Annotated in this window: 16 protein-coding genes, 4 tRNA genes and 1 pseudogene; 11 read left to right on the top strand and 10 right to left on the bottom strand. The window is 64.1% G+C overall.

Annotation, left to right across the window (positions count from 1 at the left end; translation table 11 throughout):
- Positions 1–59: 59 nt before the first annotated feature.
- Genes ispH through ACPT9U_RS03480 form a run of 5 tightly spaced genes read right to left on the bottom strand, consistent with a single transcriptional unit; the run spans position 60 to position 5,810 of the window.
- Positions 60–998 (bottom strand): 4-hydroxy-3-methylbut-2-enyl diphosphate reductase, encoded by a 939-nt coding sequence (gene ispH, locus ACPT9U_RS03500; RefSeq protein WP_435749895.1) that lies wholly within the window; start codon positions 996–998, stop codon positions 60–62.
- Positions 999–1,025: 27 nt separating this feature from the next.
- Positions 1,026–1,454 carry an FKBP-type peptidyl-prolyl cis-trans isomerase gene (locus ACPT9U_RS03495; RefSeq protein ID WP_418362785.1) on the bottom strand — a complete coding sequence of 143 codons (429 nt, stop codon included), beginning with the start codon at positions 1,452–1,454 and terminating at the stop codon, positions 1,026–1,028.
- Entirely contained in the window at positions 1,451–1,996 is a 546-nt protein-coding gene (gene lspA / locus ACPT9U_RS03490; protein ID WP_418362784.1) for a signal peptidase II, read from the bottom strand. The genes ACPT9U_RS03495 and lspA overlap by 4 nt, the downstream gene beginning before the upstream one ends.
- Entirely contained in the window at positions 1,989–4,814 is a 2,826-nt protein-coding gene (ileS, locus tag ACPT9U_RS03485) for an isoleucine--tRNA ligase (RefSeq protein WP_435749894.1), read from the bottom strand. Before ileS ends, lspA begins: the two co-directional genes overlap by 8 nt.
- A 57-nt stretch (positions 4,815–4,871) precedes the next feature.
- On the bottom strand, positions 4,872–5,810 hold the full coding sequence (locus ACPT9U_RS03480) for a bifunctional riboflavin kinase/FAD synthetase (protein ID WP_435749893.1): 939 nt from the start codon (positions 5,808–5,810) through the stop codon (positions 4,872–4,874).
- Positions 5,811–6,086: 276 nt separating this feature from the next.
- Between ACPT9U_RS03480 and thrC the strand changes: the two genes are divergently transcribed.
- Positions 6,087–7,550, top strand: coding sequence for a threonine synthase (gene thrC, locus ACPT9U_RS03475; protein WP_435749892.1), 1,464 nt, complete (start codon positions 6,087–6,089; stop codon positions 7,548–7,550).
- Positions 7,551–7,660: 110 nt separating this feature from the next.
- Here the strand turns inward: thrC and ACPT9U_RS03470 are convergent.
- From ACPT9U_RS03470 to ACPT9U_RS03460, 3 genes are all read right to left on the bottom strand, one after another.
- Positions 7,661–7,745, bottom strand: a tRNA-Leu gene (locus tag ACPT9U_RS03470).
- Positions 7,746–7,921: 176 nt separating this feature from the next.
- Positions 7,922–8,767, bottom strand: a complete 846-nt coding sequence (nadC, locus tag ACPT9U_RS03465; protein ID WP_418362780.1) for a carboxylating nicotinate-nucleotide diphosphorylase — start codon at positions 8,765–8,767, stop codon at positions 7,922–7,924.
- Positions 8,768–8,820: 53 nt separating this feature from the next.
- Positions 8,821–10,356 (bottom strand): NAD(P)H-hydrate dehydratase, encoded by a 1,536-nt coding sequence (locus ACPT9U_RS03460; protein WP_435749891.1) that lies wholly within the window; start codon positions 10,354–10,356, stop codon positions 8,821–8,823.
- 262 nt (positions 10,357–10,618) lie between these two features.
- On the opposite strand from ACPT9U_RS03460, the gene tig reads away from it, so the two are divergent.
- The 10 genes and pseudogenes from tig to ACPT9U_RS03410 all read left to right on the top strand — a co-directional run bounded on the left by tig (position 10,619) and on the right by ACPT9U_RS03410 (position 18,485).
- Positions 10,619–11,926 (top strand): trigger factor, encoded by a 1,308-nt coding sequence (gene tig / locus ACPT9U_RS03455; RefSeq protein WP_435749890.1) that lies wholly within the window; start codon positions 10,619–10,621, stop codon positions 11,924–11,926.
- 20 nt (positions 11,927–11,946) lie between these two features.
- Positions 11,947–12,585, top strand: coding sequence for an ATP-dependent Clp endopeptidase proteolytic subunit ClpP (gene clpP / locus ACPT9U_RS03450; protein WP_418362777.1), 639 nt, complete (start codon positions 11,947–11,949; stop codon positions 12,583–12,585).
- 17 nt (positions 12,586–12,602) lie between these two features.
- On the top strand, positions 12,603–13,871 hold the full coding sequence (clpX, locus tag ACPT9U_RS03445) for an ATP-dependent Clp protease ATP-binding subunit ClpX (protein WP_435749889.1): 1,269 nt from the start codon (positions 12,603–12,605) through the stop codon (positions 13,869–13,871).
- Between the two features lie 108 nt (positions 13,872–13,979).
- The gene (gene lon, locus ACPT9U_RS03440) at positions 13,980–16,391 is read left to right on the top strand and encodes an endopeptidase La (protein WP_435749888.1); all 2,412 of its coding nucleotides are present in this window, start codon (positions 13,980–13,982) and stop codon (positions 16,389–16,391) included.
- A gap of 227 nt (positions 16,392–16,618) precedes the next feature.
- Positions 16,619–16,909, top strand: a pseudogene (locus ACPT9U_RS03435) (HU family DNA-binding protein); the annotation flags it as partial.
- Between the two features lie 38 nt (positions 16,910–16,947).
- A tRNA-Val gene (locus tag ACPT9U_RS03430) sits at positions 16,948–17,023 on the top strand.
- Positions 17,024–17,139: 116 nt separating this feature from the next.
- The gene (locus ACPT9U_RS03425) at positions 17,140–17,382 is read left to right on the top strand and encodes a DUF3079 domain-containing protein (protein WP_435749887.1); all 243 of its coding nucleotides are present in this window, start codon (positions 17,140–17,142) and stop codon (positions 17,380–17,382) included.
- Between the two features lie 166 nt (positions 17,383–17,548).
- The gene (locus ACPT9U_RS03420; RefSeq protein WP_418362773.1) at positions 17,549–18,109 is read left to right on the top strand and encodes a phasin family protein; all 561 of its coding nucleotides are present in this window, start codon (positions 17,549–17,551) and stop codon (positions 18,107–18,109) included.
- Between the two features lie 181 nt (positions 18,110–18,290).
- Positions 18,291–18,365: transfer RNA gene (locus tag ACPT9U_RS03415), tRNA-Val, on the top strand.
- Positions 18,366–18,410: 45 nt separating this feature from the next.
- Positions 18,411–18,485, top strand: a tRNA-Val gene (locus tag ACPT9U_RS03410).
- Positions 18,486–18,591: 106 nt separating this feature from the next.
- On the opposite strand, the gene ACPT9U_RS03405 is transcribed toward ACPT9U_RS03410, so the two are convergent.
- Entirely contained in the window at positions 18,592–20,079 is a 1,488-nt protein-coding gene (locus ACPT9U_RS03405; protein WP_435749886.1) for an HD-GYP domain-containing protein, read from the bottom strand.
- Positions 20,076–21,683: an ASKHA domain-containing protein gene (locus tag ACPT9U_RS03400; RefSeq protein WP_435749885.1), complete on the bottom strand. Its 1,608-nt coding sequence runs from the start codon at positions 21,681–21,683 to the stop codon at positions 20,076–20,078. The genes ACPT9U_RS03405 and ACPT9U_RS03400 overlap by 4 nt, the downstream gene beginning before the upstream one ends.
- Positions 21,684–21,686: the final 3 nt, after the last annotated feature.

Here is a 21,686-nt window from a genome sequence, read left to right as displayed (position 1 = left end):
CTCCGATGGACCGGAGATGCAGGTGAACGGCGTGGCGGTTACGGGTATCTGGACGCTGTTCAGTGCGGATCCTGCAGTTCCTTCGGGAGCGGGAAGGTGACCCGTTCAGGAACGCCGTCCAGGTTCTGCACCGAAGCACCGCTGAGTTCCTTCAGGCGCGCGATCACCTCATCGACCAGCACTTCCGGTGCGGATGCGCCCGCAGTGACACCGATGCGACGTCTGCCGGCCACCCATGCGGGGTCGATCCCCGCAGCGTTGTCGACCAGATGGGCAGGCACGCCCCGCAGCTCTGCCACTTCACGCAGGCGATTGGAGTTGGAGCTGTTCTTCGAGCCGACGACGAAGACCACGTCCGCGTATGGGGTCATGAACTTGACCGCATCCTGGCGGTTCTGGGTGGCATAGCAGATGTCGTCCTTCTTCGGGCCGACGATGCTCGGAAACCGCGCACGCAGCGCGCTGACAATGGCTGCCGCGTCGTCCACCGACAGGGTGGTCTGGGTGACGTAGGCCAACTGGTCGGGATCCGCGACCTCGAGACCCGCCACGTCCTCCGGTTTCTCGACCAGATGGATCCCGCCCTGCGCCTGACCCATGGTGCCCTCGACCTCGGGGTGCCCCTTGTGCCCGATCATGACGATCTCCTTGCCCTGCTCGCGCATGCGTGCCACTTCGATGTGCACCTTGGTGACCAACGGGCAGGTCGCGTCAAAAACGCGCAGGCCGCGCCGCTCGGCTTCCTCCCGTACCGCGAGCGACACGCCGTGGGCGGAGAAGATCACCGTGTTGCCGGCAGGCACTTCATCGAGCTCGTCGACGAAGACGGCACCCTTGCTGCGCAAGTCGTCCACGACAAACTTGTTGTGCACGACCTCGTGGCGCACATAAATCGGTGCTCCGAAGCGCTGCAGTGCACGCTCGACGATCTCGATCGCGCGTTCGACGCCCGCGCAAAAGCCGCGCGGGTTGGCGAGCAGGATTTCCTTGTCGTTCATTCTTTCGTCTCTGTGGGGCCGGTGCGTTCAGGAGATGCCGATGACCTGCACCTCGAAATGGATCGACTTGCCTGCAAGCGGATGGTTGAAATCGATCAGTGCCGATCTGTCATCAATCTCGCGCACCAGACCCGAATAGCGTGAACCGTCGGGAGCGGCAAACTCCATGATGCTCATCGGCTGGATCTCCTCATCGGGCATGTGCTCGCGCTTGACACGCTCGACGAGGTCCTCGCGATAGGGGCCGAAGGCGTTCTCGGGATCGAGCTCGAACACGTGATGGGTGCCCGGCAGCAAGCCGACGAGCAGCTTCTCCATCGCAGGAAGCATCTCCCCTGCGCCCAGTTGCAGCGTTGCGGGGGTGGCGTTGAAGGTGCTGATCAGCGGCTGGCCGCTCGGCAGCGAGATGCGGTAATGCAGGGTGACGAGGCTGTTGGCCTGGATCGCTTCGCTCAAGATGGTGCTCCCGATCGGGGCTGCTCGTCGCCGCTCGAGCCGAAGAACTGGCCCCACAGCATCAGCACGACGCCCACGGTAATGGCCGAGTCGGCCAGGTTGAACGCCGGCCAACTCCAGCCGGCGTAGTGGAAATGCAGGAAGTCGACGACCGCGCCATGCACCAGGCGGTCGTACACATTGCCGAGCGCGCCCCCGATGATGAGCGCGAAGGCCGCCGGCAGCAGCCTCTCGTGGCGGTGATGGTGCATCAGCGTCAGCAGCCAACCGCTTACCGCGAGCGCCAACACGGTGAAGAACCAGCGCTGCCAGCCGCTATGCTCGGCGAGGAAGCTGAATGCCGCGCCGGTGTTGAATACCAACACGAGGTCAAAGAAGCCGGTGACCGGGATCACTTGGCCGTAGTGCAGGTTCGCCAGCACCAGTTGCTTGGTGAACTGATCGAGTACGCCGACCACCAAGGCGAGGATCAGCCAGGGCAGCATCAACGACAGCGCACTGCGCGGCGCAGGAGAGCGCATCGTGGCCACTGCCTCAGGCATGAAGGCGTGTTTCGCCGCTGCCGAACAGATTGCTCACGCAGCGCCCGCACAGCGTGGGATGCTCGGCGTCGCCGCCTACCGACTCGACGTAGTGCCAACAGCGCTCGCACTTCTGCGCCGCGCTGGGCGTTGCGATGATGCGCTCCTCTTCGGCGCTGGAGACTGCGGTGAGGGTGGCCGAGGATGTCATGGTGACGAAGCGCAGATCCTCGCCCAGGCTCGCCAGAGCAGCGAACTTGTCGGCGGTAAGCGCAAGCTCCAGCTCTGCCTGCAGCGAGGCGCCGACCTTGCCTTCGGTGCGCAGCGCCTCGATCACCTTCAGGCCTTCGCTACGCACCGCTCGGATGGTCTCCCAGCGCGCGATCAGGCCGGCTTCGCCTTCCTGCGCGGGCAGGGCGTGGAAGGTGTGCAGCATCACGCTATCGGCTTCCTCGCCGGCCTTGGCCGGGTTCAGGATGGCCCAGGCTTCCTCTGCGGTGAAGGACAGGATCGGCGCCATCAGCTTGAGCAGCGTCTGGGTGATGTGCCACAGCGCCGTTTGCGCGGCGCGGCGCGGCAAGCTGCCGGCGGCAGTGGTGTACAGACGGTCCTTGAGGATGTCGAGGTAGAAGGCGCCCAGGTCCTCCGCACAGAACACCTGCAGCGCCTGCACGATGCGGTGGAACTCCATCTTCGCGTAGTCGGCTTCGGCCTGCTGCGCCATCCGACGGGTGAAGGCCAGCGCGTAGCGGTCGATGTCCATCCACTGCTCGAGCGGCACCGCGTCCCGGGCGATGTCGAAGTCTGCGGTGTTGGCGAGCAGGAAGCGCAGGGTGTTGCGGATGCGGCGATAGACCTCGACCACACGGTCAAGGATCTCCTTGGAGATCGAAAGCTCGCCCGAGTAGTCGGTCGAGGCCACCCACAGGCGCAGGATTTCGGCGCCGAGCTTGCTGGTGACCTCCTGCGGTACCACCACGTTGCCAAGCGACTTGCTCATCTTCCGCCCGGCGCCGTCGACTGCGAAGCCGTGAGTCAGCAGGCTGCGGTAGGGCGCGTGGCCGTCGATCGCGCAGCCGGTGAGCAGCGAGGAGTGGAACCAGCCGCGGTGCTGGTCCGAGCCCTCCAGGTACATGTCGGCGCGCGGGCCCTCCGGATGGCCGTCGTTGTGCGAGCCGCGCAGCACGTGCTTGTGCGTGGTGCCGGAGTCGAACCAGACGTCGAGGGTGTCGCTGATCTTGTCGTACTGGCCGGCCTCGGCGCCGAGGAGTTCGGCTGCCTCGAGCTTGAACCAGGCATCGATGCCTTCCTTCTCCACGCGCAGCGCAACTTCCTCCATCAGCTCGACCGTGCACGGATGCAACTCGCCGGTTTCCTTGTGCAGAAAGAAGGGGATCGGCACGCCCCAGTTGCGCTGGCGCGAGATGCACCAGTCGGGTCGGTTGGCGATCATCGCGTGCAGGCGCGCCTGGCCCCAGCCGGGGTAGAACTTGGTGGCTTCCACGGCGCGCAGCGCGCGCTCGCGCAGCGTGGAGCCGTCGGCGGCGGTCCTGTCCATGCCGACGAACCACTGCGCGGTGGCGCGATAGACCAGCGGGGTCTTGTGGCGCCAGCAGTGCATGTAGCTGTGGGTGATCTTGCCGTGCGAGAGCAGGGCGCCGACCTCGGCGAGCTTGTCGACGATGGCAGCGTTGGCCTTCCAGATGTTCATGCCGCCGAAGAAGGGCAGGTCGGGCACGTACTCGCCACCACCCATCACCAGCGACAGGATCTCCTCGTTGCTGCGGCCGTAGGCGCGCCACGAGTTGAAGTCGTCCACGCCGTGAGCCGGTGCCGAATGCACGATACCGGTGCCGGCGTCGATGCCGACGTATTCGGCCAGATACACCGGCGAGGCGCGATCGAAGAAGGGGTGGCGGAACTCGATGAGCTCGAGCGCCGCACCCTTGGCGGTGGCGACGATGGTGCCCTCGAGCTGGAAGCGCTGCAGGGCGGATTCGACGAGCTCTTTCGCCAGCACCAGCAGGCGCTCGTCACCGTCCTTGAGCTTGACGTCCACCAGCGCGTAGTCGAACTCGGGGTGGGCGTTGAGTGCCTGGTTGGCGGGGATGGTCCACGGGGTGGTGGTCCAGATCACTGCAGCGGCGGGCTTGTCGAGCTTCGCCAGGCCGAAGGCAGCGGCGAGCTTGTCACCTTCGGCCACCGGGAAGGCGACGTCGATCGTCGGCGACTGCTTGTCGGCGTACTCGACCTCCGCCTCGGCCAGCGCCGAGCCGCAGTCGAAGCACCAGTTCACCGGCTTCAGGCCCTTGAACACATAGCCGTTCTTCGTCATCTCGGCCAGCGCGCGGATCTCGTTGGCTTCGTTGGCGAAGTCCATGGTGCGGTAGGGATTGTCCCAGTCGCCGAGCACGCCGAGGCGGATGAAGTCGGCCTTCTGGATCTCGATCTGCTCGGCGGCGTAGGCGCGGCAGAGCTCGCGCACCTTGTCGGCGGGCAGGTTCTTGCCGTGGGTGACTTCGACCTTGTGCTCGATGGGCAGGCCGTGGCAGTCCCAGCCCGGCACGTAGGGCGCATCGAAGCCGGCGAGCGTCTTCGAGCGCACGATGATGTCCTTGAGGATCTTGTTCAGCGCGTGGCCGATGTGCAGGCTGCCGTTGGCGTAGGGCGGGCCGTCGTGGAGCACGAACTTGGGCCGGCCGGCGCTGGCCTTGCGGATGCGCTGGTAGAGCTTTTTCTGCTGCCAGTCGGCGATCCAGTTCGGCTCGCGCTTGGGCAGGTCGCCGCGCATCGGGAAGGGGGTGTCGGGCAGGTTGAGCGTCTTGCGGTAGTCGGCCATGGCGAATTCGGGAGTCGGTTGAGTCGGTACGATTCAGGTGGGCGGGCCTGCGCAGGATCAGGCGATGTCAGTTGTCGCTGCGAACCAGTCGCGCGCGGACAGCGCGTCACGCGCGATCTGCGCGCGCAAGGCGTCGAGCGATTCGAACTTGCGTTCTTCGCGCAGCTTGTGCAGGAAATGCACGCGTATATGCGCACCGTAGCAGTTCTGGGTCCAGTCGAAGAGGTGGACTTCGAGCCGCGCGCGACCACGTGCGGTGGCCGTCGGGCGAACGCCGACGTTCGCGACGCCGTGTATGCGGTCCTCGACCAGGCCTTCGACGCTGACCGCATATACGCCGGTCAGGGCCGGACGGCGGTGCTTCATCTGCAGATTGGCGGTTGGAAACCCCAGCTGTCGCCCGACCTTGTCACCGTGGCTGACACGGCCGGCGATGCTGTACGGACGCCCGAGCAGTCGCGCAGCGCGATCGAGCTCTGCCGCGCACAAGGCGGCGCGGACAGCTGAACTGGAGACGCGCTCGCCTCCGACTTCGAGTGTCGGCATCGCCTCGACACCGAAGCCTTGAGTACGGCCCGCTTCGCACAGCATGGCAAAGTCGCCCTGACGGCGCGCACCGAAGCGGAAGTCATCCCCTACGAAGAGGTGGCGCACACCGAGTCCGCGCACAAGCGTGTCGCGAACGAAGCTCTCGGCGCTCTGCGCAGCCCGTTGGGCGTTGAACCGACAGATATGCACCCGATCCACGCCAGCGCTGCTCAGCAGCAGCAGCTTTTCACGCAGGGAGGCGAGGCGGGCAGGGGCGTCGTCAGGACTGAAGAACTCGCGCGGGTGCGGCTCGAAGGTGAGCACCACCGCCGGCAGGCCGAGCTCGCGGGCCTTTCCGGTCAGCAGCGAGAGCAGTGCCTGGTGGCCGAGATGCACGCCATCGAAATTGCCGATGGTAAGCACCGCCGCCGTGTCGGCGCGCTCGGGAATCCCGCGATGAACCTGCATAAGCGCCTGTTAAAAAGGCGCAATTATAACGGCAAAGGGATGAACTGCGGGCTGGTCGCCGTGCAGGTTTGGGTGGGCTGCGGGTTGGCAAGTGCGGGGAGCCCGTGTAGCGCGTCGCGGGTGTCGGCTGCGAAACGCGCGGATGGGCGTGCGGATTCGTTTCCCGGGCATTGGGTTAGAATCCCGCCCTTGCGCGCGAGCGCGCTCCGGCCGCAGGCTGCCACGCCCCCGCAGCCAAACCCGCCCGACCCTCCAGCCAATCGAAGGACTGCCCACGTGAAGTACATCTCGACCCGCGGCCATGCCGGCCAGCCTGCAAATCCCGAGTTCTGCGACATCCTCCTCGGCGGTCTTGCGCCCGACGGCGGCCTGTACCTTCCGGAAACCTATCCTCGGGTCACACGCGATGAACTCGACAGCTGGCGCAAGCTGTCGTATGCGGAACTGGCCTTCGTCATCCTGTCGAAGTTCATCACCGATATTCCGCCTGCAGACCTGAAGGCGATCTGCGACAAGACCTACACGGCTGAGGTTTATCGCCACGTACGCAAGGGCGACGATGCGCGCGACATCACCCCGGTGCACTGGCTGGAGAAGGACGCCGGCGGCCGTGGTCGTTTCGGCCTGCTCGAACTGTCCAACGGCCCGACGCTCGCCTTCAAGGACATGGCGATGCAGTTGCTCGGCAACCTCTTCGAGTACGTGCTCGCAAAACGCGGCGAGTCCATCAACATTCTCGGAGCGACCTCTGGCGACACCGGCTCGGCGGCCGAATATGCAATGCGCGGCAAGCAAGGGGTGCGGGTGTTCATGCTGTCGCCGCACGGCAAGATGAGCGCCTTTCAGCGTGCGCAGATGTATTCGCTGCAGGACGAGAACATCTTCAACATCGCCGTCACTGGCATGTTCGACGACGCGCAGGACATCGTCAAAGCGGTATCCAACGACCACGCCTTCAAGGCAAAGCACAAGATCGGCGCGGTCAACTCGATCAACTGGGCGCGGGTCGCCGCGCAGATCGTGTATTACTTCAAGGGCTACTTCGCCGCAACGAGCAGCAATGACGAGCAGGTCGCTTTCTGCGTGCCCTCCGGCAACTTCGGCAACATCTGCGCAGGTCACATCGCCCGCCAGATGGGGCTGCCGGTGGCCAAGCTGATCCTTGCCACCAACGAGAACGACGTGCTCGATGAGTTCTTCCGCAGCGGCGTTTACCGCCCGCGCAAGGCCGCGGAGACGCACGTCACCTCAAGCCCGTCGATGGATATCTCCAAGGCCTCGAATTTCGAGCGCTTTGTGTTCGATCTCGTCGGCCGCGATCCGAAAAAGGTCGCAGCCCTGTGGGCCGAAGTGGATGCCGGCCGCGCGTTCGATCTCTCCGGCTCGCCCGAATTCACGCGCATTGACGAGTTCGGCTTCGCATCGGGCGCCAGCGGTCACGCAGACCGCCTGGCCACGATCCGCAAGGTGTTCGAGCGGTACGGCGTACTGATCGACACGCACACCGCTGACGGCGTGAAGGTGGCTTGGGAGCGTGCAGCCGACGTGCCCGCTGGGGTACCGGTTCTCGTGCTGGAGACGGCGCTTCCGGTCAAGTTCGCCGAAACGATCGTGGAGGCGCTGGGCCGCGAGCCGGAGCGCCCTGCCGACCTGGAAGGAATCGAGAAGCTGCCGCAGCGGGTGGAGGTCATGGCGCCTGACGTCGAGGCGATCAAGCGCTTCATTGTCGAGCACACCTGAGCGCCGCTTCATTCCCTGGCGTCCCGGCCGGGGCGGCAGGAAACAAAAAGCCCGCGAACGACTCGCGGGCTTTTTGTTGGGGCGCTGCCAGTGAGCAGCGCCGTTACGTCTGGTGCCTTGGGCGAGACTCGAACTCGCACGGCTTTCGCCACTACCCCCTCAAGATAGCGTGTCTACCAATTTCACCACCAAGGCTCGCTCGCTGCGCGACCTGCAGGGACCTCAAGGTGTTCAGCGAGGGCGCGGATTATGCTCTGGCGCCGCACCGCCCGTCAACGCAATTGAGCGCAATGAGGGCGATTTGAGGGAATGGCAAGGGGAAAGGCAACGAAGGCGCAGGGCGAGCACGGTGAATTCTGCGCCCCGGCTTCTCAGGCTTCGACGTGACGCAGCGAAAGATCCAGTGCGCGCACGTCCTTGGTGAGGGTCCCGATGGAGATCCGGTCGACCCCCGTTTCGGCAATGGCGCGCACCCGGTCGAGGCTGACCCCGCCCGACGCTTCGAGTTCGGCGCGCCCCGCCGTGATCGAAACCGCCTCGCGCATCTGCTCAAGGCTCATGTTGTCGAGCAGAACCATGCGCACGCCCGCATCGAGGGCCTCGCGCAGTTGCTCGAGCGTTTCTACCTCGACTTCGATAAAGACGTTCGAGGGCGCGATGGCGCGGGCCTGGGCAACCACCTCGCGGATGCTCCCCGCAGCGATGATGTGGTTCTCCTTGATCAGAATCCCGTCATAGAGCCCAATCCGGTGATTGGTGCCACCGCCGATTGCGACGGCGTATTTCTGCGCCAGGCGCAGGCCGGGCAGGGTCTTGCGGGTATCGACGATCCGTGCCTTGGTTCCAGCGACCGTCTCCACAAACCGGCGCGTCACGGTGGCCGTGCCGGACAGCAACTGAAGGAAGTTCAGTGCGGTGCGCTCGGCCGTCAGCAGCACGCGGGCACGCGCGATGATCTCGCACAACTGCTGCCCCGCTTGCACGCAGTCTCCATCCTTGACCAGCCAGTGCACGACGGCCGAAGGGCTCAGTGCGGCGAAGGCTGCATCGAACCAGGCCGTGCCGCAGATCACCGCGTCCTCGCGCGTGATCACTCGCCCGCGTGCTTCGGTATCGGGTCCGATCAGGCGAGCGGTCAGGTCGCCGGTGCCGATGTCCTCGGCGAGAGAGGCGGCAATATTGCGCTGGATTTCGACGCGGAGTTGTTCGGAGAGCATGAGGGCCTTGAAAAGAGAGGTATCTATGGTTACGGATTCTAGCATCCGCACGCCTAGCGCTCGGGACGCAAGCCCGCGTTCGGACCGGGTTCGCGTTGAGCCTCGATCAACCACGCATTGAAGACGCCACGCGCAGCATCGATGGTCTCGCTGGCGCTGAGTCCCACCGGGCCGATGCCTTCACGTGCAAGCCGGTCTGCTGCAGCGCCATGCAGATGCACGCCGGCGATCAGGGCCTTCTCGGGTGGCCAGCCTTGCGCAAGCAGGCCGACCACGAGGCCACTGAGCACGTCGCCCATGCCGGCGCTGGCCATTCCGGGGTGTCCCGAGGTGTTGATGTACCACCTCCCATCCGGAGTGCCGATGATGCTGCCGCATCCCTTGAGTACAACCATGGCGCGATAACGGCGCGCGATCTCGAGTGCTGCGCACAGGCGGTCTGCCTGCACCTGTGCCGTGCTCACCCCGAGCAGGCGCCCCGCCTCGGCCGGATGCGGGGTGAGGATGGTGGGTGCCTGGCGCTCGCCGAGCGTAGCGGCGAGCGCAGGATCGGTGCCCACGAGATTGAGCGCATCGGCGTCGACCAGCAATGGCATGTCACGTCGCAGCGCATTCGCCAGCACACCGGCCGAGATGTTCTGCGTGCCAAGCCCGGGGCCGACCGCCAGCGCACTCAGCCGCTCGGGCAGGAGGTGCGCCCGCCGCAGCATGAGTTCGGGGTGCGCAAAATCAACGGCCGGGCCGTGGTCATCCAGAAGTCCGACGTAGACACGGCCGGTACCGAGCCACAATGCGGCGCGACCCGCGAGCAAGGCTGCCCCCACCATGCCAGCGTTGCCGCCAAGGATGCCCACGTCGCCATAAACCCCCTTGTGGGTGTTGCGCGGTCGTGGCTGAAGCTGGGTGCGGAACAGCGAAGGGGCAATGGCAAGGCCGCTCGCCGGCAGCCACGCAGCGGCATCCACGTCGATGCGCTGTACCGAGACCTCCCCGCAATAGTCGGGGCCATCATTGGTGAGCAGTCCGGGCTTGAGGGCAATGAAGGTGGTTGTGTGCGTGGCGCGGAAAGTGGCCCCCTTCGGCTGGCCGGTATCGGCGTCGAGCCCGCTCGGAACGTCGAGCGCCATGCGTGGCACAGGCTGCGCGTTCAGGGTGAGAATCCAGTCTGCATAGCGCCCGTCGATCCGCCGCGCGAGGCCGATGCCGAACAAGGCGTCGACCACCAGTGCCCAGCCACAGGCGGGGGCCGCAGGCAGGTCGGAGACGATGCTGCCGCCCGCAGCAACGTAGTCCGCGTGCGCCTTGGCGGCTTCGAGCGGAAGCGATTCGACCTTTCCGGCGAAGGCCACCACCACTTCGCGTCCCGCTTGAGCGAGCTGGCGAGCCATCACGAAGCCGTCGCCGCCGTTGTTGCCCGGGCCGCAGGCGATCAGGATCGGGCCGGGCCGGTTCATGATCAGCCGCACCGCATCCTGCGCGGCTGCGCGCCCAGCACGTTCCATAAGCGGAGGGCGTGCATTGGGGATGAGTTTGTCCTCGATTTCTCGTATTCCGGCGACGGGATAGATCGGACGCAAGGGGCTGAACATGCTGAGCGGCTCCAGGGGGTTTGGCCGCGATTCTACGCCGTCTGGCGGACCGCCCCACGCGGGCCTCCTCGGTCCGGTGGCAAAGCCCGCATTGGGTACTCCTGCGTCTGTGCGCGTGCCCTGCAGGTGCGTCCCGGGCCTGTGCTAGAATCGTCGACTTCGTACATCGTGCTCACGCTGGCGAAATGCGCCCCGGGCTCGTGCCCGTCATCGCACTACAGTAAGCGGGAGCGGTTATTCAAGACTTCTCAGGATCGATTTAATGGAGCAGAACCAGGTCACCCCGAGCGCGCTCGAGCGCCGTATCGACATCGCCGTTTCCCTGGCGGACATCGAGAAGGAGGTGGATGCTCGCCTCAAGCGCATGGCGCGCACGGTGAAGATGCCCGGGTTCCGCCCGGGCAAGGTGCCGCTGAAGATCGTGGCCCAGACCCATGGCGGTCAGGCACGTGGCGAAGCCGTCGGCGCTGCCGTCGAAAAGGCCTTTGGCGAGAAGGTGCGCGCAGAGAACCTGCGCGTGGCTGGCTACCCCAGCATCGAGCCGAAGGACGGCGCACCCGAGGGCACGCTCGAGTTCACCGCGGTGTTCGAGGTCTACCCGGACATCGTGGTGGGGGAGTTTGCCAGTCAGAAGATCGAGCGCCCGACTCTGGCGGTTGGAGATGCCGAGGTTGACAAGACCCTTGAAGTCCTGCGCAAGCAGCGTACCAGCTTCAAGGCAGTGGATCGTGCTGCCGCCGAAGGCGACCGTGTGGTGATCGACTTCACCGGCCGCAAGGACGGCGAGGTGTTCGATGGCGGCCAGGCGCAGGACTTCCCCTTCGTGGTCGGCGCAGGGTCCATGCTCAAGGACTTCGAGACTGCGGTAGTGGGTCTCAAGGCTGGAGAAGGCAAGACCTTCGACATGACCTTCCCCGAGGACTATCACGCCCAGCACCTGGCGGGCCAGACCGTGCAGTTCGAGATCACCGTGAAGGCGGTCGAAGAGCCGGTGCTGCCCGAGGTGGACGCAGAGTTCGCCAAGTCGCTCGGTGTTGCCGATGGCGACGTCGCAAAGCTGCGCGAGGAAGTAAAGGGCAACCTCGAACGTGAGGTGAAGCGCCGCATCCAGTCCAAGGTCAAGGAACAGGTCATGGAGGCACTGATCTCGGCCACGCCGATCGAAGTGCCCAAGGCGCTGGTGCAGGCCGAATCGCAGCAACTGGCCGAGAGCGCCCGCCGCGACCTCGAGATGCGCGGTCTCAAGACCAAGGACATCCCGGTCAACGCGTCCTGGTTTGCGGAGCAGGCCGAGCGCCGCGTCAAGCTGGGCCTGATCATGGCCGAGCTGGTCAAGGCCAACGAGTTGCATGCCAAACCCGAACAGGTACGCGCGCTGGTCGAGGAAATGGCCCAGAGCTACGAGGACCCTTCGGAACTCGTGCGCTGGTATTACGCTCAACCGGAACGTCTGGCGCAGGCCGAAGCCGTGGTCATCGAAGACAACGTCGTCGCCTGGGTCTGCGACAAGGCCGAGACCACCGACAACCCGGTGGCCTTCGACGAACTGATGGGCAACAACGCGGCCTGATGCCGCAGAGGGTCTGACGAATGATGCAAGGAACACCCCAGCAAAGCAGCGACTGGAACCCGGTCGGTCTCGGCCTGGTTCCGATGGTGGTCGAACAGAGCGGTCGCGGCGAACGCGCCTACGACATCTATTCGCGCCTTCTGAAGGAGCGGGTGGTGTTCCTCGTCGGCCCCGTCAATGACGTGACCGCCAACCTGATCGTCGCGCAGTTGCTGTTCCTCGAGTCCGAGAACCCGGACAAGGACATCTACTTCTACATCAACTCGCCTGGCGGTTCGGTCACCGCCGGCATGGCGATCTACGACACCATGCAGTTCATCAAGCCGAATGTCAGCACGCTGTGCATCGGCCAGGCAGCGAGCATGGGCGCCTTCCTGCTGGCGGCGGGCGAGAAGGGCAAGCGCTTCATCCTGCCGAACTCGCGCGTCATGATCCACCAGCCGCTCGGCGGCTTTCAAGGCCAGGCTTCGGACATCGAGATCCACGCCCGTGAGATCCTCTACCTGCGCTCACGCCTGAACGAGATGCTGGCCAAGCACACCGGCCAGCCGCTCGAGCGCATCGAGAAGGACACCGACCGCGACAACTTCATGTCCGCCACAGCGGCCGTGGAGTACGGCCTGGTCGACAAGGTGATCACCAGTCGCGACGACACCTGATTCAGGAGAACCCCCACATGACGGACAAGAAGGCTGGCGGCGACAAGCTGCTGTACTGCTCCTTCTGCGGCAAGAGCCAGCACGAGGTGCGCAAGCTGATCGCCGGTCCTTCGGTCTTCATCTGCGACGAGTGCATCGAGCTGTGCAACGACATCATTCGCGATGAGGTTGTCGGCGCTGCAGATCCGGAGAAGTTCAAGGACGCCCTGCCAACCCCGCAGGAGATCTGCGAGATCCTCGACCAGTACGTGATTGGCCAGTCCAAGGCCAAGCGCAATCTGGCGGTGGCGGTGTACAACCACTACAAACGTCTTCGCCACATTGAGGCCAAGCAGGACGACGTCGAGCTCGCAAAGAGCAACATCCTGCTGATCGGTCCCACCGGCTCGGGCAAGACCCTGCTCGCGCAAACCCTGGCGCGCGTGCTCGAAGTTCCGTTCGTGATGGCCGACGCCACCACGCTGACCGAAGCCGGCTACGTCGGCGAGGACGTCGAGAACATCATCCAGAAGCTTCTCCAGAAGTGCGACTACGACGTGGACAAGGCCCAGCAGGGCATCATCTACATTGACGAGATTGACAAGATCTCGCGCAAGGCCGACAACCCGTCGATCACCCGCGATGTGTCGGGCGAAGGCGTGCAGCAGGCCTTGCTAAAGCTCATCGAAGGGACGATCGCGTCCATTCCGCCGCAAGGCGGCCGCAAGCATCCGAATCAGGACTTCGTCCAGGTCGACACCACCAACGTGTTGTTCATCTGCGGCGGCGCCTTCGACGGACTGGAGAAGGTCATCCGCAACCGCACCGAGAAGGTCGGGATCGGCTTCGGCGCCGAGGTCAAGAGCAAGGAAGCGAACAACCTCTCCGACACCTTCCGCCAGGTCGAGCCTGAGGACCTGATCAAGTTCGGCCTCATCCCCGAACTCATCGGCCGTCTGCCCGTCGTCGCCACCTTGCAGGAACTCGATGAAGAGGCGCTGATCCAGATCCTTGTGGAGCCGAAGAACGCATTGGTCAAGCAGTACCAGAAGCTGTTTTCCATGGAAGGCGTCGAGCTCGAGATCCGTCCGGCGGCACTGCACGCGGTCGCACGCAAGGCGATCCGTCGCAAGACCGGCGCGCGCGGCCTGCGCTCGATTCTGGAATCGGCGCTGCTCGACATCATGTACGATCTGCCGGCCATGGAGAACGTGACGAAGGTCGTCGTCGACGACGCCACGATCGAAGAGGGTGGCAAGCCGCTGCTGATCTATGCGGAGCAGCAGAAGGTGTCCGGCGGCAACTGACTCCCAGCTTCGCGCATCCGGCCCCAGGACGTGAGCCGACGGCCCGCAGCTTGAATTTCCAGGTCACGCCCATACATGGGTGTGACCTTTTGCTTAAGGAAAGAAAAAATGTCGGGTCCTGCTGACCTCCCCAACGAAGCGATGGAAATGCCGCTCCTGCCACTGCGGGATGTGGTGGTGTTTCCGCACATGGTCATCCCGCTCTTCGTGGGCCGCCCCAAGAGTATCAAGGCGCTCGAAAACGCCATGGAGGCAGGCAAGAGCATCCTGCTCGTGGCGCAAAAATCAGCTGCCAAGGACGAACCCTCGGTCGAAGACCTGTACAGCATCGGCTGCATCGCAAACATCCTGCAGATGCTCAAGCTGCCGGACGGCACCATCAAGGTGCTGGTCGAAGGTGTGCAGCGGGCACACATCGAAAAGGTCGAAGATCTGCGCAGCGTTTTCGTTGCCACGGTACGCCCGGTTCCGGCCGCAGAGCATGCCACTCATGAGCTCGAAGCCATGCGGCGCGCAATCATCTCGCAGTTCGACCAGTACGTTAAGCTCAACAAGAAGATTCCGCCCGAGATCCTCGGCTCGCTGCAGGGCATCGAAGACGCGGGCCGGCTGGCCGACACGATTGCCGCACATCTGCCGCTCAAGCTCGAGCACAAGCAGGAGGTGCTCGAGATGTCCGATACGGCCGAGCGACTCGACAAGTTGTTGAGCCAGCTCGAGGGCGAACTGGACATCCTGCAGGTCGAAAAGCGCATCCGTGGCCGCGTCAAGCGCCAGATGGAGAAGAGCCAGCGCGAGTACTACCTGAACGAGCAGGTCAAGGCGATCCAGAAGGAACTCGGTGAAGGCGAGGACGGCGCCGACCTCGACGAAATGGAGAAGAAGATCCGCTCGGCGGGCATGCCGAAGGAAGCCCTTGCCAAGGCCGAAGCCGAGTTCAAGAAGCTGCGCCTGATGTCGCCGATGTCGGCCGAAGCTACGGTCGTGCGCAACTACATCGACACCCTGATCGGCCTGCCCTGGAAGAAGAAGTCGCGCGTAAGCAAGGACCTCGGCGAGGCCGAGAAGGTGCTCGACAAGGACCACTACGGCCTTGAGCGCGTCAAGGAACGCATCCTCGAATATCTCGCCGTGCAGCAGCGTGTCGACAAGGTCAAGGCGCCGATCCTGTGCCTGGTTGGCCCCCCGGGGGTGGGCAAGACCTCGCTCGGCCAGTCGATCGCTAAGGCGACCAACCGCAAGTTCATCCGCATGGCGCTGGGCGGTGTGCGGGACGAGGCCGAGATCCGTGGTCATCGTCGCACCTACATCGGCTCGATGCCGGGCAAGATCCTGCAGAACATGAGCAAGGTCGGCGTCAAGAATCCGCTCTTCCTGCTGGATGAGGTGGATAAGCTGGGCATGGACTTCCGTGGCGACCCCTCGTCGGCACTGCTGGAGGTGCTGGATCCCGAGCAGAATCACACCTTCCAGGACCACTACGTCGAGGTCGACTTCGATCTTTCCGACGTGATGTTCGTCGCCACGGCCAATACGCTGAACATTCCGGCGGCGCTGCTCGACCGCATGGAGGTCATCCGGCTATCGGGGTACACGGAAGACGAGAAGGTCAATATCGCTCAGCGCTATCTGCTGCCCAAGCAGATGAAGAACAACGGCCTCAAGCAGGACGAACTCTCCGTCACCGAAGAGGCGCTGCGCGACATCGTGCGCTACTACACCCGCGAGGCGGGTGTGCGCAGCCTCGAGCGCGAGATCTCGAAGGTGTGCCGTAAGGTGGTCAAGCAGCTCGTGCTCAAGCCGCGCAGCAGCAAGATCGTCGTCAACGCCAAGAATCTCGACAAGTTCCTCGGCGTGCGCAAGCACAGCTTCGGCATGGCCGAAAAGGAAAACCAGATCGGCCAGGTGACTGGACTGGCGTGGACCGAGGTCGGTGGAGAGTTGCTTACCGTTGAAGCCGTGCAACTCCCGGGTAAGGGCAAGGTGCTCACCACCGGCAAGCTGGGCGAGGTGATGCAGGAGTCGATCCAGGCTGCGCTGTCGGTGGTGCGTCGCCGCGCGCGCTCCCTTGGTATCGATCCCGAGTTCTATCAAAAGAGCGACATCCACATTCACCTGCCGGAGGGCGCGATTCCGAAGGATGGCCCCTCGGCGGGCATCGCGATCTCCACTGCGCTGGTGTCCGTGCTCACCGGCATCCCCGTGCGTTGCGACGTCGCCATGACCGGTGAAATCACGCTCCGTGGCGAGGTGCTGGCGATCGGCGGACTCAAGGAGAAGCTGCTTGCCGCCGTGCGTGGAGGCATCCGTACCGCGCTGATTCCCGAGGAGAACGTCAAGGACCTCGCGGAGATTCCCGACAACATCAAGAACGCGATTGAAATCGTGCCGGTGAAGTGGATCGACAAGGTCCTTGAACTCGCGCTCGAACGCAACCCGGAACCCCTGCCCGAGGAACCCGAGGCTGCAGCCGTGCCACCAGCCTCGGACGAGGCCGCATCCTCGCGTCACGCGCACTGAGAAAGCCAGTCTCTGTGGTAGCGGCAAGAAGGCCGCATGCCGTATCTTCGGCGTGCGGCTTTTTTGTGCAATGCGTCCTGCATCCATCGTGCTTCTGGGCAACACGACAGGACACGCGCGTTGACAGCGCGGAATTCACCGCGCTATAAAACTCCCCATATGCAAACTGTCATCCAGGTTGCAGTGGCCATCAGTTCTGGCCGGTCTGCACTCTTTTCCATGCGGTTCGTCTCCGGAGGGGTCAAGTGAACAAACAGGAACTGGTTGCAAACATTGCGGAAAAGGCAGGCATGACCAAGGCTGATGCAGCACGAGCGCTCGAGGCCACAGTCGCTGCCGTGACCGAAGCCCTCCAGCGCACGGAGACTGTCACGCTGGTTGGTTTTGGCAGCTTTTATGTGGGAGAACGTGCCGCACGCAGCGGACGCAATCCGCGGACGGGAAAGGACATCAAGATCAAGGCGGCCAAGGTACCCAAATTCCGCGCTGGCAAAGGGCTCAAGGATTCGGTAAACTGATGCACTTTGCGAATCCGGCCCGATCCGGGTTGCAGCGCGGGTGCTTAGCTCAGTTGGTAGAGCGTCGCCCTTACAAGGCGAATGTCGGCGGTTCGACCCCGTCAGCACCCACCAATAACACCGAAGCCCGGGCCTGCCCCGGGCTTTGTCTTTTGCATGCTTGCACTTGCAACGGGCCAGTACCGTTTTGGGACCTTCCAGGCGCGGGACTGGCGCCTGTGGACCTGCGCATGCTGGAGAAATCCATGGCGAAGAAATTCCCGCTACACCCCAAAAACCCTGAGCGCATCTGCTGGGGCTGCGACAAATACTGTCCGGCTGACGCGCTGGGATGCGGGAATGGCTCGGGACGCACGCAACATCCTTCCGAACTGCTGGGCGAGGATTGGTATACCTACGGGGACTGGGGCATCGACCCTGAAGACCCTGCGACGCCAGCTGGAAAGCCCAAAGGCGCCCCCAGCGAGCGCTGACCTGAGGATACGATTCAGCGGGCGAGCAGGGACGATGGTGCGGTGCACAAAACGTTTGACATGTCTTCCGCTGCGCACTAGGATTCTGATTGTTGCAGCGCAGCATTGCGCTTCCGGATGCTGCAAGGAATCATCCAATCCGCTTGTCCAGCCAAGGAGCATTTAAATGACGAAGATCCAGTCCCCCGAGCAGTTTGCAGCTGTGAGCCAGGCCAACCTCGAAAAGCTGGTTGCGCTCGCCAACAGCGCGCTGTCGCGCGCCGAGCGTCTTGCCGAACTGAACCTGAACGCCGTTCGCTCCGTGCTGGAAGACAGCGTGGCCACGACCCGCAAGCTGGCCGAGGCAAAAGATCCCCAACAACTGGCCAGCCTGCAGGCCGAGCTGACCAAGCCGATGATCGACAAGGCCGTTGCGTACGCCCGCAGCGTGCAGCAGATCGCCACCGAGGGCCAGGAAGAAGTCTCAGGTCTGTTCGAAGATCAGATCGCCGAACTTAACCGTAACTTCAACAACATGCTGGAGCAGGCTGCAAAGCAGGCTCCTGCTGGCTCCGAGAGCGTGTTCGCCGCAGTCAAGTCGGCCATGGAGAGCGCAAGTACCCTGTACGAGAACGCCTCGAAGGCTGCCAAACAGGCTGCGACCACCGCTGAAGCCAATATGGCTGCAGCGACCGAAGCGGCCGTGAAGGCTGTGACGGGTGCCCAGAAGCCTGCCGGCAAGAAGTAATCCCACGCGTCGTACACCAGGGGCCGTCTCCGAAGACAGGAGGTCGCCCCTGTGTTTTTCCCGCGCCGCGCCAGACCGACCACCACTGGCTGCGCAAAGGCTTGCGATTTCATGGCATGTTCTGATGGCATGTGCTTGACGCGAGCCTGGCCGCCTCCTAAAATGCGCCCTCTTTTCTGGCGGGCGGTTAGCTCAGCGGTAGAGCACTGCCTTCACACGGCAGGGGTCACTGGTTCGATCCCAGTACCGCCCACCAACGTTCGCGTTGTCTCCTCCAGAACACCGATCAGATTTTCCGATCGGGCGGTTAGCTCAGCGGTAGAGCACTGCCTTCACACGGCAGGGGTCACTGGTTCGATCCCAGTACCGCCCACCAGACAAGAAACGCCGGCCTTTGGTCGGCGTTGTCCGTTCACCCCAGGCAGGGCAACGTGCAGGAGCAGGGGGCTGCAATCCGGAACGCCACGCCTGCCATCGAGCGTTCATGCCTCCGTTCGGGCGGGTGAGGGCCGGCGCGAGAACAGACTGCCAAGATCTACGCCGTCCGGGAAGTTGTAACCCCTGTCCCTGAACAGTTCGAGGCATACATCCACTACCTGTGGATCATAGCGTGTGCCACGGTTGCGAGTGATCTCGTCAAGTGCCGTATCCACGCCCAGACCCGGACGATACGGACGATACAGCGCGATCGCCTCCACTACATCCGCTACGGTGATGATGCGGGCACCAATCATGATTTCGTCCCCGCGCAAGCCTCGCGGATAGCCCGTCCCGTCAAGATGTTCGTGGTGTTGATAGACCATCTCTGCGACAGGCCATGGAAAGTCCACGTTTTTCAGGATCTGGTAGCCCACCTCCGGGTGCGTGCGGATGAGGGCAAATTCGATTTCCGGCAGCGGTCCGGGAAAACTGAGGATCTCGGCCGGCACATGGATCTTTCCGATGTCGTGGATTGCCGCGGTCAGCCGGATGCCATGGACCTGCTCTTCCGGCATACCCAGCGCCATGGCAAGCCGCGCCGCGAGATCCGAAACGCGGCGCTGATGGCCAGCCGTGTAGGGGTCGCGTTTCTCGATCGTGGTTGCGATCGCCTGAATGGCGTCTTCCATACTCCTGTTCAGGCGCAGCAGGTTGCGGCGGCTTTCTTCCTCAAGCCGGACCTGCTCACTGATGTCACGCAATGCACCATCCCATACCGGTCGACCTTGCTCGCCGGTGGCGCTGGCGGCATCGAGCAGCAGATGGCGCAGGTTCCCATCCGGCGCAGTCCAGCGCAGTGGAATATGCAAGCGCCTGCCCGCTTCACTTTCACGAAGCGCCTCGGACAATCGAGTTTGCTGACCGTCGTCCAATCCGGCAAAGAGCAGGGCGGGGCGGTCAAGCAGATCCTGCGCCTGAAGGCCGAGGGCCGCACGAGCGCCACCACTCGCGTAGCTGAAGCGCCACGCGCCATCCTGCTCGACCATCTGAAAGAGCAGTTCCGGCACGTTGTCCGCCATGCTCAGAAAACGGTGTTGCGATGCGATGCGGTCCAGGGTGGTCTCGATCAAGCCCGCCAGGGCAAGATAGAGGTCCAGCGTCTCACGCGGCAGGGGCGTCCTCCCCCTGTGCGCAGCGACCAGAACATAGGCGGTGCGCTGACGCTCCCTGCCGATCGGCAGCAAGATCGATTCGTGCGGATCCGGCAGGCTGAGCGCCTCCGTGCTGAGAAAGCCGCTTTCGAACACCTGCTTGGCCGACTCAGCGCACACCTGCGCAAGCTCTGTATTTTCCGGCTCACATTGCAGGCAGCGAATTTCCCCGCCAGCATCGCGTGCCAGAAAGGCAGCGATGTCGGCGCCATAGAAGTTGTGCACGACCCGTGCGAGTTGGGGCCACAGCCCTTCGTAGGACACGATGCCAGCGAGATACTGAGCCGTGCGCACCACGGCGTCGACCGGCGTACGCGGATCGGGCAGCGGACCGCTCATGACGAAATGCTCATCGGTTGAAGGAAGAGATGATCCAGGAACGCCGCGTCGAATGCGGCGGTGTTGCCCAGATTGACGAAACGGGTGCATCCGCGCGCATCGGCGAGCATCTGTCTTGCGCCCTCGGCGAACAACAGAGCACAGGCACCGGCCAGCGCCGTGTTGCCGGCGAGCGAGATACGCCCCGCGGGCAACGCGGGCAGCAGCCCGATCTGCGCTGCATTTTTCAGATCGAGGTGGCGACCGAACAGCCCTGCGGCAAGGAGATGACGCAGTTCGGCGGGGTTGATGCCCGCGCATTCACATAGCACTGCGACGCCGGCGCCGATCGCAGCCTTCGCCCGCTGCAGCGCATCGATCTCGCGCCAACCCAGGCTCAGAACGCGCCCGTTGGCTTCGAAATGGAAACGCTCGCTGCCATCCGCGAACCGCCCGATGGTATTGATCTGCCCGCGCCGCAGCAGGCACGCTAGCAGATCCACCAGCCCCGAGCCACAGAGCCCTCGGGCCTCGTCGGCACCGACAATGTCGCACTCGAGCGCGTCACCCACGCCCTCGCGGACGCGGTAGACCGCGCCGGCTTCGGCAGGAATGCAGTCGCGCCCGGCGCTGGCTTCGAAAGCAGGACCACCGGCGGTGGCAGTGACCCACAGGGTCTTGCCTGTCCACAGGGCCATCTCCGAATTCGTGCCGAAATCGATCAGCAAGCATGGAGCAGGGCGCTCCAGCATGCGCTCGGCGACCACGCCGGCAAGCAGATCCGAGCCCACAAAGCCCGCAAGCGGTGGAATGACTTCGATCGTAACCCCGGGGGAGAGGCTCCACTCCTGCGCCCAAAGGGCCGCGTCCGCGGGAGCACAGTCGACCGGAGCGAACCAGTTTCGAGGTTCGAGCAACTGCTGATGATTGCGGTTGGCGAGCAGGCTCAACATGGCCGTGTTGCCCACCACCGTCATGCGGGTAATGCGCGCCAGATCAATCCCCTCGCTGCGGGCGATCTCGCCAAGCGCTTCACCGATCGCACCTCGAGCCAGTGCAGCGAGGGTTTCGGCCTGGCCCGCATCGCCGGCCACGACCAGCCGCGTCATGATGTCTGCGCCATGGGCACGCTGAGGGTTCGGACCGAAGCGCAGTGTGAGCGGCCTTCCGCTGTCGAGATCCAGCACTGCAAGGCTGATGTGGCTGGTCCCGAGGTCGACCGCGACGCCAAGCGGACGAGCACCACGGTGATGCCCGGACAGGGGAGGCGTCCAGCGCAGCGGACCGAACCCTTTCAGCCCACCCGCGGGCATACGCCAGTTCGTCGGCGCAGCCAGGCTCAACACTTCGATCTCGAGATCGGCCATCGGGTGGCACTGGCAGGCCAGCCGGATGCCGTCCAGAAGCAGGACCTCATCCAGTTGTGCGCGCTCTACCGCAGTGACCGCACCGGCGTCACCGCGGAGCACACGGATCCGGCACAGGCCACATGCCCCCAGGCCAAGACAGGCGGTACGCACCCGGTAATCCGTCGGTTCGAGGATACCGCGCAGGCTTGCCCCGGCTGCAGGATCGAAGGCCAGCGCATGTAGCGTTCCGTCGACACGAATGCGCAGGGTGGCCATTCT

This window comes from Thauera sp. AutoDN2 (assembly GCF_051280715.1).
In the GTDB taxonomy this organism is placed as follows: Bacteria; Pseudomonadota; Gammaproteobacteria; order Burkholderiales; family Rhodocyclaceae; genus Thauera.
Note: the sequence above shows the minus strand (reverse complement) of the source record. Positions and strands in the feature narration are given on the sequence as shown.